The 14,823-nt window shown below is 60.2% G+C and carries 12 protein-coding genes; 6 read left to right on the forward strand and 6 right to left on the reverse strand.

The window, feature by feature from the left end:
• Nucleotides 1-66 precede the first annotated feature (66 nt).
• The 6 genes from EN874_RS23730 to EN874_RS23755 form a co-directional block, all read right to left on the reverse strand.
• Nucleotides 67-981, reverse strand: coding sequence for a branched-chain amino acid ABC transporter permease (locus EN874_RS23730; RefSeq protein WP_127426847.1), 915 nt, complete (start codon nucleotides 979-981; stop codon nucleotides 67-69).
• A complete protein-coding gene (locus tag EN874_RS23735) occupies nucleotides 978-1,736 on the reverse strand; it encodes an ABC transporter ATP-binding protein (RefSeq protein ID WP_245513646.1) in 759 nt (252 codons plus the stop codon). Before EN874_RS23735 ends, EN874_RS23730 begins: the two co-directional genes overlap by 4 nt.
• On the reverse strand, nucleotides 1,733-2,452 hold the full coding sequence (locus EN874_RS23740; protein WP_127426999.1) for an ABC transporter ATP-binding protein: 720 nt from the start codon (nucleotides 2,450-2,452) through the stop codon (nucleotides 1,733-1,735). The genes EN874_RS23735 and EN874_RS23740 overlap by 4 nt, the downstream gene beginning before the upstream one ends.
• Nucleotides 2,453-2,518: 66 nt before the next feature.
• Nucleotides 2,519-4,303 carry a hydantoinase B/oxoprolinase family protein gene (locus EN874_RS23745; RefSeq protein ID WP_127426848.1) on the reverse strand — a complete coding sequence of 595 codons (1,785 nt, stop codon included), beginning with the start codon at nucleotides 4,301-4,303 and terminating at the stop codon, nucleotides 2,519-2,521.
• A 12-nt stretch (nucleotides 4,304-4,315) separates the two neighbouring features.
• A complete protein-coding gene (locus tag EN874_RS23750; protein ID WP_210236001.1) occupies nucleotides 4,316-6,418 on the reverse strand; it encodes a hydantoinase/oxoprolinase family protein in 2,103 nt (700 codons plus the stop codon).
• 63 nt (nucleotides 6,419-6,481) lie between these two features.
• The gene (locus EN874_RS23755; RefSeq protein WP_245513647.1) at nucleotides 6,482-7,711 is read right to left on the reverse strand and encodes an ABC transporter substrate-binding protein; all 1,230 of its coding nucleotides are present in this window, start codon (nucleotides 7,709-7,711) and stop codon (nucleotides 6,482-6,484) included.
• 582 nt (nucleotides 7,712-8,293) lie between these two features.
• Here EN874_RS23755 and EN874_RS23760 point away from each other — a divergent pair.
• The 6 genes from EN874_RS23760 (at nucleotide 8,294) to EN874_RS23785 (ending at nucleotide 14,820) form a co-directional block, all read left to right on the forward strand.
• Nucleotides 8,294-9,328 (forward strand): LacI family DNA-binding transcriptional regulator, encoded by a 1,035-nt coding sequence (locus EN874_RS23760; protein WP_127426850.1) that lies wholly within the window; start codon nucleotides 8,294-8,296, stop codon nucleotides 9,326-9,328.
• A 123-nt stretch (nucleotides 9,329-9,451) separates the two neighbouring features.
• Nucleotides 9,452-10,597, forward strand: coding sequence for an extracellular solute-binding protein (locus EN874_RS23765; protein ID WP_127426851.1), 1,146 nt, complete (start codon nucleotides 9,452-9,454; stop codon nucleotides 10,595-10,597).
• Between the two features lie 2 nt (nucleotides 10,598-10,599).
• The gene (locus EN874_RS23770; protein WP_245513648.1) at nucleotides 10,600-12,381 is read left to right on the forward strand and encodes an ABC transporter permease subunit; all 1,782 of its coding nucleotides are present in this window, start codon (nucleotides 10,600-10,602) and stop codon (nucleotides 12,379-12,381) included.
• A 45-nt stretch (nucleotides 12,382-12,426) separates the two neighbouring features.
• Nucleotides 12,427-13,539, forward strand: a complete 1,113-nt coding sequence (locus tag EN874_RS23775; protein ID WP_127426853.1) for an ABC transporter ATP-binding protein — start codon at nucleotides 12,427-12,429, stop codon at nucleotides 13,537-13,539.
• A gap of 9 nt (nucleotides 13,540-13,548) precedes the next feature.
• On the forward strand, nucleotides 13,549-14,373 hold the full coding sequence (locus tag EN874_RS23780; protein WP_245513649.1) for an SDR family oxidoreductase: 825 nt from the start codon (nucleotides 13,549-13,551) through the stop codon (nucleotides 14,371-14,373).
• Nucleotides 14,374-14,583: 210 nt separating this feature from the next.
• A complete protein-coding gene (locus EN874_RS23785) occupies nucleotides 14,584-14,820 on the forward strand; it encodes a type II toxin-antitoxin system prevent-host-death family antitoxin (protein ID WP_127426854.1) in 237 nt (78 codons plus the stop codon).
• The last annotated feature ends 3 nt before the right edge of the window (nucleotides 14,821-14,823 follow it).

A 14,823-nucleotide genomic window follows, 5' to 3' on the forward strand; every position in this document is an offset into this window, starting at 1 on the left:
TGGGTCCAGACTGAGCGTGTTCCTTCGGACGCGATCGAAGTCAAGACCTGGCCTTGAGCTTGCATCTCAGACCCTTTCTTCGAACTGCTTCAGGCGGATGATCCCCGAAGGGCGAACCAGCAGCAGCAGGATGACGAACAGAAAAACAAATGCGTCGCGGAACGCCCGGATGCTGTCGGGCAGATAAGCCTGCAGCAAAGAAGTGGCGATCCCGACAAGCAGCCCGCCGAGCACTGCCCCGGGCAGGCTGCCCATTCCGCCGATGACGGTCGCGATAAAGGCGAATGTCACGATGTTGACACCCATGGTCGGGGCGAGGAGGCCGGTCTGCACGACGTAAAGCAAGGCGACAACGCCGGCGAGAAGGCCACTCAATGCGAAGGACAAGGCAATGACGAAATCCGCGCGTACCCCCAAATAGCGGGCCATCCGGAAATCCTCAGCCGCGGCACGCATCTGGATGCCGAAAGACGTTTTGCGCATGAACAGCAGGATCGCAAGCAAAAGCAGCAACGTTACGCCGATGGTCACCGGTTGAAGGAGCGGAATCCTGATCCCGCCGAGCTCGGTGGCTTGTGTCAGGGAGGACCACAGACCAATGGCCTTTGGGCGTGCGCCATAGACCATCATCAGCAAATTCTGGATGATGTAGCCGAGCGCGAATGACACGACCATCAAGTTCTGGGGTGCGGCATTGCGCAAGCGTCGAAAGACCAGCAAGTTCGAAAGCAGCGCGACTGCTATGCCAAACGCCAGGATCGCGACGATCAACAGAGGCCAGCTCCAGCTGCCGATTAACAGCTTGGCGGTGACGTCAGCCGAAGGAACAATCAGCGCATAGGCCGACATTGTCACGAACTCGCCATGCGCAAAGTTGATCAGTCGCATGATGCCGAACAGCAGGCCAATCCCCAAGGCGGCAAGCGCATAGAGGCTTCCGAGGCTAAGCGCATCGATGAACGTCTGGACAAAGTATGTCAGTGTACCGCCTCCCCGGAATCGCGATCAAACGTTCCAGTGCCGAAATAGGCGTCGTGCAAGGCATGACTCTTCGCCAAATCGGAGGGACGGCCCTTCAATTGCACCCGACCGTCGCGCAACACGATGATTTCATCGACAAAGTTCATCACCCGACGCGAGCTCTGCTCGTTCACCAGGATGCTGACGCCTTCTTGCGATCGCAATCGATGCAAGATGGCGTAAACCTCCTCGACAATGCGAGGAGCCAGGCCAAGGCTCGGTTCGTCTATGAGTATGAGTTTGGGTCGCGTCATGAGCGCACGCCCGATCACCAGCATCTGTTGCTCGCCACCGGAGAGCTTTCCCCCTGCCTGACGAATGCGCTCTTTGAGCTTCGGAAAATAGTTCAGCACAAGCTGCAGGTCGCGTTCCACTCGCTGGCGGTCGCCGCGCATGAAAGTCCCGATTCTGAGGTTTTCCTCCACGCTCAGACTGCCAAAAACGTGGCGACCTTCGGGCACGAAGCTAAGCCCTGAGCGTGCGATCGCTTCGGGTTTGAGACCCAGGATCGGCCGACCATCGAAACGCACGTCGCCGGCGCCTGAAACGCCGCCTGCGATCGCCGAAAGCGTCGAGGATTTGCCGGCACCGTTTGGCCCGACGATTGCCAGGAGCGCGCCGGAAGGTACATCAAAGGACACGCCGTGCAGGACCTGAACACGGCCGTATGCAATGCGCAGATCCGTGACACGCAGGATGTGGTCGGCACTCATCATTCCGCCTCCGCGCCGAGATAGGCGCTGATCACGGATTTGTTGGCTCGAACGTCAGCGGGCGTGCCTTCCGCAAGCGTGCGACCTCCGTCGAGGACGTGGATACGAGCGCAAAGGCCGAGCACCACGGCGACATTGTGCTCGATCAACAGAACGCCGCACCCATGATCCTTGGGAATCGAGCGTACCAGCGACATGAGTTCTTCACACTCGTGATCCGACATGCCCGCAGCCGGTTCGTCCAGCAGCAGGAAATCAGGCGAACGAATGAGCCCTCGAGCAATGGCGACCCTGCGTTCGTCGGTGTAAGGCAGTGTGCTTGCGAGTTGTCCGCGCATGTGCCCGATACCCATCCAGTCCAAAAGCAATGCAGCCTCATGGGCGGCCGCGCGGCGCGACAGGCCCAGGGCAACGGCAGTCACCTCGACGTTCTGCTGCACCGTCATTTCGCGGAAAAGCCGTCCGCCTTGGAAGGTGCGCGCGACACCTGCCTGGCGAAACGTGGCTGTCTTCCACTTGGTCGTGTCGCGACCGCCGAGCGTAACCCGGCCGGCCGAGGGCTTCTGGAAGCCGGTGAGGCAGTTGACCAGCGTCGTCTTGCCGGCGCCATTGGGGCCGATCAGGCCTATGATCTCTCCCTTGGCGACCGACAACGTTACGTCCGAAAGGGCTCGAAGGCCCTCGAAGCTTACCGAAACTGCCTCGGTTGCAAGTCTGATCCCGCTAAAGACGCTCACATCGCTCTCCGGGCGGAAAAGGCTGTTTCGAAAACGCGCTTCGTGCACTCAAGAAGCCCTCCTCAGCGCTGCTGTCGCCTCGGCATCCACGCTGAGAGTTTCATCGGCCACCGATCCACCCAAGACCACTCCATAGATGGTCTTCGCGCGTTCAAGGGTCTCGTATCGTTCAAGTACGTCCTTGAGCACGAGTGCCGGATCGCGGTCATGGGGCTTGCCATAGCCCCCGCCCGATGTATGCCAGCCCTTCAGTGTTTCGCCTTTTTGAAGGCTAATGATGACCAGGCTGGGAAGCAGTTCCTCAGTCCCGTCCCCACGAATGATCAAATGCGCCGCATGGGTGCCGTCCTGGCCGCCGCGGACCCCTTTTGGCGGTGTCTCTCCACCGTCGCAGGCCCAGATGAACTGAATGGGGAGTTCCTTCGGCGTTACCGCCATCTCCAGCGCCGCTCCGCCACGGAACTGGCCGGCGCCGGCCGTTCCTGTGCGCAGTCGCACGCATACCACCTGAAGCGGGTGCTTGAGTTCGTCTATCTCGATGGAATCGCGATACATCAGTCCTGCCACGACGGGAATGCCGTAGGTCGGCCAGCCGTCGGCGACGGGGCTGCCGGGACCTCCTGCCGAACCCAAGACCAACTGGTTGACATAGGGCTCGCCACCGAAGCGATGGTCCCGCCCGGAGACCACGGCGTAGCCCAGGCCTACTCCCAGCCCACCTTCGGCCAACCCCCAATCAGGACTGACCTCGGCAAAGGCGGCTTGCACCGTGTTGATGAGCCTGTCGGCAAGATTGGTCGTCGAAACCGAGCAACTGTGTGGGAATTTTGGCTTTCCGATCACTGAGCCGTCGCGAAATTGCAACTTGATGCGGCGAAATGATCCAGCATTGCGAGGCACCGAAAAGCTGAGTGAGTTGAACACCCCGGCCACCGCGGCCGCCGAAGCGCTGGCCAGGCTCAGGTTGAGGCCCACCGGAACGGAATCGATATTGTCACGCAGATCGATATTCACCGTGGCCTTGGCCGGATCAATTTCGAGCGAGACGTTGAGTGGCACTCCCTGTGGCAAGAGACCCGGCAGCGGGTCGAGCCTGCCGGAATTGGAAAGACGTGTCGGAGGCATCGACCGCAGCGCCTTCACCATCAGGTCTTCGGAATAATCGAGCCAGTTTGCGATGAAGGCGCGGATCGTCTCCTTGCCATATTTTGCGCACAGTTCCTTCAGCCGACGTTCGGCGATGCGGGCAGAGCCGATCCCGGCAATGAAGTCGCCATGCCATTGGTTGGGAACCCTGATACGAGCCCGGCACATGCGCACGATATCATCATTGGTTTTGTAGTCGCGCTGGATCCGGACCGCGGGAAAAATCAACGCGCCCTCGGCATACTGGTCGGGGGCACCAGCCATGTAGGTCGTCGGCAGCGCATTGCCGATGTCCGCCTGGTGGGCCTTGGCGACCGCCGTGAACATGTGTTCGCCTTCCACGAACACCGGCACAAGAAAGGCGTGATCCGCAGCGTGACTGTTTCCGCTATAGGGGTCATTGTGCAGATAACAGTCGCCTTCGCGAATATCACCAGGATGGAATTGCTGCATTGCCGACGTCAGAAGGTCGCTGCCGAAGATGTGGATTGGCAGCCCCTCGGCCGAAGCCAGCAACTGGTTGTCAGCGGTAACGATCGAGCAGCTGAAATCGCGCGCGCTGTTGATGACAGCCGAACGAGCGGCACGCAGCATGGTGTTGGTCATCTCGCGGATGATGGCGTCCATCCGATTTGCGATGATTGCCGTGAGGAACGGATCGAAGGAAGACGTGTCTGCGATTGCCATCAAAGCCGCCCCTCAAATCTCAAGCAGGTAGTTGCCAGCGGCGCTGAGCGTCACCGACATGCCTGGATAGACCACCAGTGTCGTGGTCGGCTCTTCAATGATGGCCGGACCGGTGACACGCATGCCGGGCGCAATACTGCTCGCCTTGTAGATCGGAGTTGCGACGGCGGTCGCTTCACCGAAATAGCAATCCCGCCTCGCAACATCATCCTTGCCGCCTGACGCCGCATCGACGATGTCGACATCCGCGATCGGAGATGGAGGATCGGCCAGCGGAATGCTGAGCCGCGCCTTCCAGTTGATGAACTCCACAGCACTACCCTCATCGCGGACAGCGAAGACGCGTTCATGCGTGCGATGGAACTCTTCCTGCAGTTCAGCGACGGACGCGAGGTCCTTGAGATGGCCCGACGGGATCGGCGTATCGAGCTCCCATACCTGTCCCGCATAGCGGGCTTCCGCGATATATTCGATCGCGTGATCGGCCCTGTCATGCGCCAAGCCTTCTGCAAACCTGCGCAACTTGGCGGTCAAGGAATCGAGTACCCGACCAACACCGGCGAGGTCGAAGCCTTCTGTCGATGTGACGTGGCTTGCTGTCTCTTCGGCGACGATGTTGGCGTACTGCATACCGGCGGCGGAGAGCGCCGAGGCGGTCTTGGGCAGGATGGCCCTCTTGCAGCCAAGCTCCTTTGCAATCAGCATGATGTTCATGCCGGCAGCGCCACCACCAGCGACGATCGCGCTTTCACGCGGGTCGAGGCCTTCGTTGATCGTGATGTCACCGATGGCGCGGATCATGAGCTCGCTGGCAAGCGTCAGAATGCGGAACGAACATTCCTCGACGGTCAAACCGATGCGCGAAGAGATGGTCTCAATGGCGCGACGTGCCGCGGCGACGTCAAGCTCCATGCGCCCGCCAAGAAAGTAGTGCGGATCGAAATAGCCAAGCACGGCGGCGGCATCCGAAACAGTTGGCTGCAGGCCACCACGGCCATAGCAGGCGGGGCCGGGCTCCGATCCCGCCGACTGTGGTCCCACATGCATTAGCCCGCCTTCGTCAATCCAGGCGATCGAGCCACCGCCGGCGCCGACCGATCGCATGTCGACGGCCGAGATGCCCATCAGATCGCCGGTGTATTGTGGGCCGAGCCAAGTCTCACGCGTAAACGTCAATCTGCCGTCACGCACCAGGCCGACGTCAAAGGTCGTGCCCCCGGTGTCGCATACTATGACATTGTCGCCGAAGCGCTCCTGGGCCGCATAGGCCCTCGCTGAGATCGGCGCCATCGCGGGCCCTGAACCGATCGTGTAGATGGGCTTGGCGACCATCGCGTCGATGTTCGTGCATCCGCCGGAGGTCGTGGAGACGAGAATTTCGCCTTTGTAGCCGGCATTGCGAAGATCCGATTCGAGCCCCCGCAAATGGCTTTGCATCAACGGCTTGAGCGAGGCATCTATGGCGGTCGCCGAAGCGCGACGATATTCGCGCACGATGGGGATCAGCTCATGCGACAACGTATAGGGCAAACCTGGGGCAAGCTCGTCCAGGAGCTGCCCGAAGCGTCGCTCATGCTCACCATTGGCAACCGACCATAGGAAGCAGACAGCGACGGCCTCGAACTTCTGCGCCAAAATCTCGCCGATTATCGCCCGAGCCTGGCTTTCGTCGAAGGGGGTGGCGACCGTTGCTTCCGAACTCATGCGCTCGCTCACCTCGAAGGTGTGGCGGCGGGGAATGTAAGGGTCGGGATAAGGCGAGCGGAAGTCGTGCGGGTCGAATTTGCCGGCTTCCTTCAAAACGAGAATATCGGGGAACCCGGCGGTTGTGACGAAGGCAGTTTTTGCGACGCGTTTCGTTACAATGGCATTGGTTGCGCGCGTTGTTCCATAGACGAGCAGCGCCGTCTCGGCGAGCAACTGCTCCAATGAAAGAGATTTCTCCGCCGCGGCAGCGGCAATCGCTTCCCGCATGCCGGAAAAGATCCGGTCGTGGGTTGTCAGCGCCTTGCCAATCACTGGCGCACCGTCCGGGCCGACAACCACCACGTCCGTGAATGTGCCGCCGGTATCAAGCGAAATAACGTACGCCATCTGTCTCTTACTCGCGCGCATCGGTGAAATATCGTTCGGGCCCCGGCGTCCGCCCTGCCGGGGCCCGTCGACCAGAAAGGGAGGTCAGTTCTGGCCGAAGAGCACGTCGACCGGCACCGGCTGGGGTAGCGCGTAGTTGCTTATGATTTTGACCTTGCCGTCCTTGTACTGAAGGATCTGCATCTTGGCGTTCTGCTGGATGTGAAGGTCTGGCGTGAAGCTGCGCGGCCCGATGAAGGTCTGTTCATCATGCATCGTGTTTAGGATGTCGGTGACCTTGGCTGAGTCAGCGGTCCCCGCCTTTTCGACCGCTCGCGCCCAAAGATCCAGGAAAGCGTAGATTGGGTAGGCATAGGTCGTCGCTGGGAGTGTGCCGTAGCGAGCCTTGTAGCGCTCATTGAGGGCCTGAACCTCCGCGCGGGGGTCATCGCCATGCACCGAAGCTGCGACCGGAACGTAGAAGTCACTCAGACCGGGAACGGCATCCGTCCAATAAGTTCCGTCCATCGCGCTGCCGGACAGGATGGGCGCCTTGATGCCGGCCGCTCTGATCTGGCGGATCGCGCTCGCGCCGCCGGGCGTAAAGCTGCACAGCATGATGGCATCAGGCTGGTCGGCCGAAGCAGTGATGCGGGTGATCTGGGACTGAATTGAAGGGTCGTCGTTCTTGAAGGTGTCCTCGCCTACAATCTTGACACCGTCGGTCTGTGACGCCGCCCAGCGGAACCCGGCACACAGCGACTTGTCGTACTCGGCAACTGTATCGAGCAGGACATAGGGGTGCTTGACGCCAAGGTTCTCAGACGCCCAATGCAACGCGACCGCGCCTTGCACATGCGCAGCCGCCGAAGTGGTGAATGAATTCGGCCCGACACCCTGCACACCGGCCTTCGGATCCTCCGCGCACAGGAAGACCGAGATCAGGTTGGCTCTTTGTGCAGCGCCCGCCGCGGGCGAGCCCTGGTCGTAATCGCACGACACGATGACGATGTTGGCGCCCTGATCGACCACGGACTGACCCGCGCGCGCGCCTTCGACGCGATCCGATTTGGTGTCGGCTAGGATCGTTTTGATAGGCTGGCCGAGCAGGCCACCCGCCTTGTTGCGATCCTCTATCCACAACTGGGCCATGTTCCTTCCATCGCCGTCATAGGCCAGCATCCAGCCCGACTGCGCAGTGGCAAATCCGATCGTGACCGGGTCGGCCCATGACATTGCGGACGTCGCCGACAGCATCGCTGTCGCCAGCGCGGCCCGTTTGAAAAGCGCACGAGTGAATGAGGTTCCCTGTTTTTTATGGATATGCGATGTCATGCTGTTCTCCCCTAATTAACGCTCATTAATAAGATAGAATGTTAGATTCTTGTCAAGCGCCGACTGCAGGGTGGCACGGCGCCGAAAATGGCGATCGAGACAAAGGCATCCAGTTGGACGGCGATGGCTGGCAGGTGAAACAATGGATCTGAGGACAGACGTGCTTTGCGCGGGCAAATGTCCTGCCGGCCGCTATCCTCGCTTCAACTTCCCGCTTGAGGGCGAGCCACGCGCCCGGATCTTGTGCCGCCGGTTCCCACCAGACGGCTCTGTTGCCTAGCTGCCACCTTGGGGTGTCAGCGTCAGGCTTCGGACCACCAGTGTCAAATTCTGATCGGTGATATCGCCAGATCAGGCAAATTTATCACAGCGACCAACGCGAGTTGCTGACCGCTTGAAGGCTCGAGCGGTTTGGGCGCAAAGATGACAAGGTTTAGAACCCTGAACCTTACCCGCTTGAGGTGTGAGATCGCCGCTTGCCGACATCTTAAAGATTGCCGATACCGTGACGTTGCGACCCGGCGCGCACCGTGTCTGGATCGCAAGAATTCTTGGACGGACTGAAGAAGGCTGGTTCGAAAAATGCGCAGGCCACCGACGATTATCGATGTCGCTTCCTACGCCGGAGTCTCGAAGTCCTCGGTATCCAACGTTCTGCAGGGCAAGAAGACGGTTGATGTGGACATTCGCAAGCGCGTCCTGAAGGCCATCGACGAACTCGGCTACAGGCCAAACGCAGGCGCCCGATACATGCGCCAGCGCTCGAAGGTACTCGGTGTGGTGGTAGACGATTTGACCAACCCTTTTCACGCCGAACTCGCCACATATATCGAAGCTTGCGCCGCCAAGCGAATGCACAGCATTTTGCTCGTGGTCACGGGCAGCCAACTGGAGAACCAGAGCAGCCGGGTGAGAAGCCTTATCGAGCATCGGGTGGCTGCGATGATGTTTTTGTCGGCACCGGGCAAGAAAGCGCTTGAACTCGTCGGCCCAGAAATACGGAAGGTCTTCGTCGGCATCCGCATGGCCAAGGAACTGTCCATTGCTGTCGACGATAGCGCCGGCACCAGCCTCGCTGTTGAGCATCTGGCGGCGCTGGGCCACACGAAGATCGGATTCGTCAGCGCCATGTTAGGCAATGATCCGAACGTGGAAGCTGCGCGGTTCAAGGGATACCAGCATGGCATGCAGGTCGCGGGACTTGGCATAGAGGAGGGGCATCTCTTGCGCGAGGTCGGCAATCGCAACAGCGAGCCGCGTCCCAACTACCAGGAGGTGCTCAAGCAGTTCCTGGGAAGGAAAAACCGCCCGACCGCGCTCGTCGCCGCGCTCGACCGGGTCGCCCTCGAAATCATCTCCGCTGCCGACGCACTCGGGATACGGATTCCTGAAAGCCTGTCGCTTGTCGGTTTCGATGACATAACCATCGCCAGCCACAGTCGCATAGCGCTGACGACGATCGCGCAGCCTATGAAGGACCTGGCAAGGCTGGTGGTAGACACCGCCATAGACGGGCCTTCTGCCGGAGCCGATGGCAAGCTGTCGACCACCATTGGCCTGCCACCTCGCCTTGTTGTGCGAGGCTCCACCGCGCCGTATCTACCAAACGTTAGATAATATTTTTGCAAATCCTCTTGACAGCTTACCTAAGGGAGCGGGATAGTCGTGGAACGTTCCACGAAACCTTCAAGGCCGTGGAGGCGCAAATCGAACAATAAACAACAACGTCAAGGGGAAGCCATGAAACCGCAGTCCTGCAATGGGTCTATCAATGTTGCGCAGCCGCAATTGTCACGCCGCGGCTTTCTGGCCGGCACAGCCAGTATCGCGCTGGGGATGGGCGCTCTGAGGGCTGCTCCCGCCCGAGCGGCAGAAGAGGACGTGGTCGTGCTTGGCTGGACGAGCTACATCACGCCGGAAATCGTCGCCATCATGAAGAAGGCCGGCGTCAACGTGCGCGGCGTCCCGGCCGCGACCGATCAGGACATGTTCACCAAGGTCAAGGCCGGCGGCGCGGGGTCCTACGACATCGTCTTCGCCAATTGCGGCTTCTCGCCCACCTATTACAAGGCTGGGCTGATCGAGGCCCTCGATATCAAGGAAATCCCGGGCTGGGATCAGCTGTGGCCCGTCTTTCGCGAGGATACGTCGTTTCCGTACGTGGTCGAACCCAACAAGCTGATGCTGTTCCCTAACATGTGGGACACCGAAGGCCTTATCTGGAACGTCGAGCAATTCAAACCGTCCGAGCCGTTTTCCTGGAACGCCCTTTGGGACGCCAAGCTTCCGGCAGGCAAGGTGATCATGCGCGATGGACCGGAAGATTTCCTGGCGATCAGCGGACTGAGCCTGGGCGTGCCGCGAAACGAGATCTACTCGATGACAGGCGACAAGCTTCAGGCGGCCGCCCAGCATCTGGCAAAGTTGAAGCCGTTCCAGATCGCACCTAGCGATGAGGTCCTGATGGATGCCTTGCGCACCGGCAAGGCGTTCATCGGCGAGACATCCAGCCTTGCATTGGCAGCCCGTCTCAACCGAGCCGCGGGTAAGGAAGTGGTGAAGGCCGTCATCCCCGAAGAAGGCAGCCTTGGCTGGATTGACGGTCCCATGGTGGTCAAGGGCGCCAAGAACCGAAAGGGCGCGCTCAAATTCATCGAGGTCTGGAACAGCCCGGAAATCCAGACCTACCTCTACGCAACCTACGGATTCCCGCAGTGTAGTAAGACCGCGACGGAGCGGACCCTGGCCCAGGGTGGCGATGGCGCGCAACAGCTTCTTGACCGCGGCGCAGATAAACCCAACGCCGTCCAGAAATTGCTGTTCCAGGGACCGCCGGCCAATCCGTCCGAATGGACGCAGGCCTATGTCGAGGTTGTCGGAGGCTGAGTGTGTTCTCGGTTCCCCACGACATCCCGGCCGATCTTGTCACAATGAAGTCAGCCAAGGTAGCCGCGATGCCGCCTCGCCGGCGCAAGTGGATGCGGCGCGGACTGGAAAGCCCGCTGCTGAGTCTTCCAGCGGTCGCAGTAATCGTCATCGGCGTCTTTTTGCCGATGGCGGTGCTCGCGGTCTATTCCCTTTGGCCGACAGTTGATCAGCAAATCGTTCCGCAATGGACGCTGAGCAACTACGCCCGGTTCTTCGCTGCACCCGTCTATTGGCGCGTACTGCTGCTTAGCCTGTTGTTTGCCGGGGTGGCCTCGGCGGTGACGGTCTGCGTCACGTTTCCCTTTGCCTATTTCGTCGCAACCAAGGTCCCCCCGCACCAGCGACTGATATGGGTCTTGTTCGCTGTCTTGCAGTTCTTCACCAGCTATTTGATCCGCGTCTTCGCCTGGATGAACCTGCTTGGCGACACCGGTCTGATCAACCAGGGGCTCATGCAGATCGGTCTGATTGACCAGCCACTGTGGATCTTTGGGTTGAACAAGGCTGGGATTGTCATCACGTTCGTCTACCTGCTTTTTCCCCTGGCATTCCTGACCACATTCATCGCGCTCGAACGATCCAACCCCACCGTTCTGGAAGCGGCGGCCGATCTCGGCGCCAGGCCTTGGCAAGGGCTCGTGCACGTCACGCTGCCAATCGCCCGGACTGGTATCTTGGGCGGCTTCGTGTTCGGCGCCATCATCATCCTTGGCGACTACGTGACGCCGCAGTTGATTGGTGGCACCGATGGCTATCTTTACTCCAACATCATCCAGCTGCAGTTTGGTTCATCGGTCCAGTGGGGTCTTGGATCGGCGCTCGCTCTGATCCTGATGGTTGTGGTTTTCGGCCTGCTACTGATGCTGCGCTGGGCCACTGGAGGGGCAACCCAGGTCGGGACGTTCTCGCGGGCTTTCACGCCCACACGTGCGCCGTTGCTGCGGACCTATTCGTACCTATTTCTTGGCTTCCTCTACGCGCCGATCGCGCTGCTGTTCATATTTGCTTTCAATGCAAACCCAGGCATCGGCTTTCCTTTCCTCGGGTTCACCACGCAATGGTTCGTCGCCGTCTTCCAGGACCCTTTGATGATCGAGAGCATGAAGAACAGCCTGATCGTTGCGGTTACCGCCGTCGGGATCAGCCTCGTCCTTGGTACGGTGGCCGCCGTCCAGCTTGCGCGCAGCCCGGGCCGCTGGCGCCAGGTCAGCATGGCGATCGTATCGCTGCCGATCTTCCTGCCGCCGATGTTGCTGGGCCTTGCCATTATCATCGGGCTCAACGCGTTGGGGGTCGAACGCGGTCTGTGGACCATCGTCGCTGGCCACACAGTGCTTAGTCTCCCCATCGTCACCCTCCTCGTGCTGATCCGCCTAGAAGGCCTGGACCCCAACTTTGAACTCGCCGCCATGGATCTGGGCGCGACGCCCTCGAGAGCGTTCCTGTTGGTGTCGGTACCGCAAGCCCTGCCAGGTATCGTGGCGGCCGCCCTGATCACCTTTGCGCTATCGATCGACGAATTCATCCTGACGGCTCTCGTGACCGGTTCCGACAGCACGCTGCCTCTCTACATCTTCGGGCAACTGCGATTCAGCGTGACACCGGCGATCGTCGCCGTTGCCGTCATGCTGCTTACGGTCTCCTTCATCCTGCTCGTGCTTGGTGCATTCGTATCCAACATCGGGCAGCGCAGAGACAAAAGCAGTGCCGCCGGCCCGTTCTCTCTCGAGCACGCCGCTTGAGATGCGGCTGCCTGAGCCCGTTTCAAACAATGAGGAAGCCTTGTGATGTCATCTGCCTTGCTGTGCACCGATCTGGCCAAGCGATATCCAGGGCAGCAAGGACCTGCGTTGGGCGATGAGGGAAGGGGTGTTTCGTTCGAAGTCGAGCGGGGAGAGCTCTTCGCCTTGCTCGGCCCGAGCGGCTGCGGCAAGACAACGATCCTGCGCATCATCGGCGGCTTTGTCGAGCCCGACCGCGGTTCGATCACCATCGACGGCCAGGACGTCACCAGAAGGGCGCCCTATCAGCGCCCGACCAACACGGTCTTCCAAAGCTACGCGCTCTTTCCACACATGCGCCTCGGCACAAATGTCGAGTTCGGCCTGAAAATGGCCGGGCGCGGCCGAAGAGAGCGCGAGCAACGTGCCCGAGAGGTGCTGGACCTGGTTGGCCTTCACGGGATGGAGAAACGCAAGATCGCCGAATTGTCAGGCGGCCAGCAGCAGCGCGCTGCGCTGGCGCGCGCGCTCGCAACGCGTCCGTCGGTGCTTTTGCTTGATGAGCCGCTCGGCGCTCTCGACCTGAAATTGCGCCGGCAGATGCAGGACGAACTGGTTGCCCTCAAGCAGGAAACCGCAACGACGTTTATCCACGTCACGCACGACCAGGAGGAGGCGTGCGCCATCGCCGATCGCATCGCGATCATGGATCGCGGGCGCATCGTGCAGATTGACACCCCTCAAGACCTCTATCGCAGTCCGCGCACGACGCATGTTGCAAGGTTCATCAACGTTGGCACCGTTGTCGGGGGCGAGGTGAAACGCTCGGGAAACCAGCTTCGCCTGGAAGCCCCCAACCTGACGCTCGAAGGACCGGCCCAGTCCTGGCTTGCCGACTGTCCCCGCTTGGCGGCGGTGCTGCCGCGTGCACGGGCAACCATCTCCGAACAGGAAACTCCGGCGAAAGCAAATCAACTCGCAGGCATCATACAGCGCTGCGTCTTCACCGGTTCGCAATATGACATTCATGTGCTCACCGATCGCGGCCTGAACATCCAGGTCTCAGCCGGACCTCATGCATTTGCACCACCGCCGGCCGGCGCTCGCATCTTCATGAGCTGGTCGCCAGAGGATGTCATCTTCGTCGAGGATGATGATCAGGAACTGCCAAGGAACTAGCGCCCTTTCATGCGCATCAAAAAACAATCACCTGCCGCAGTAGCTCGGCACAATGCCCAAGAGGAAGACATGGGAATTCTCAGTGACAAGGTCGCAATCATAACCGGTGCTGGCAACGGCATTGGTCGCGCGACGGTGGAGCGCTTCTTGCGCGAGGGCGCAAAGGTCGTGGCGCTTGATCGCATCATCGATCAAACGCTTCAGGATCCCCGGCTGAAATGGGTGAAGGGGGATGTCACCAACGATCACGACCTGGCCCAAGCCGTCGATCTGGCCAAGGCCTTCGGAGGCGTGGATATTTGCGTGGCGAATGCCGGTGTTGGGCAGATTGAGCATTTTGTCGACGGGACCCGCGCTTCCTGGATGCGCGTCATCGACGTCAACCTGGTCGGCGTGATGATGACGTTGCAGGCTGCGGCCCGCGCGATGATCGAAGCCGGAAACGGGGGCCGGCTTCTTGCCACCGCCTCGATCGCCGGTCTTCGTGGCGAGGCCCATGCCCCATCGACTGCCTATGCCGCCAGCAAGGGTGCCGTGATGGCGCTGATGCGGGCGTTGAGCGTGGAACTCGCCGAACACGGCATTACCGCCAACGCGGTGGCTCCGGGGCAGATAGACACCGAGATGAATGCTTCCGATCTCGAGGTGATGAGCGCCATGATCGGGCGCAAGGCAACCGACGTCAGGGCAGAGTTCCTCAAGAACGCGGTTCCCCTACAACGCATGGGCGCCCCTGCCGAAGTGGCAGGACTATTCACCTATCTTGCCTCGAGCGACGCATCGTTTGTCACGGGATCCACTTTTCGCATCGACGGAGGCGAACTGGCGATCTAGCGCAAGACGAGGCGTCTTCAGCAAAGCGATTGGAGATGTCGCGCCAACTTAGCTTCTACACGTAAATTTCAAGTTCCATAAGATAGATTATGCAACTTTAAGTTGCAGTACGCCAAGCAATCTCAAGTTACAAGGCCGGGCCAAGCATTTGACGAAAACTACCATAGCCTCTATATTCTGGCCATGTGGCCATAAATTGGACTAGCGCCGATGAAGAGTATCTCCGTTGTTGAGGCAAAAGCGAATTTCTCCGGGCTCCTTGCCGAAGTCGAGGCGGGCGAGGAAATTGCTGTCACCCGACATGGCAAGGTCATCGCACGCATGGTGCCTGACCATCGCCGTGTTGCCGCCGACGCCTTTCGTGATTTTTGGGCGGATGCCGACGAGTTCGATCTGGTTGCACCAGAGGACAAGCCTGCGGAGGATGTGGCCTCGCTGGACGACTAGATC

Origin of the sequence: Mesorhizobium sp. M1D.F.Ca.ET.231.01.1.1, assembly GCF_003999155.2 — a bacterium.
Classification (GTDB): Bacteria; Pseudomonadota; Alphaproteobacteria; order Rhizobiales; family Rhizobiaceae; genus Mesorhizobium.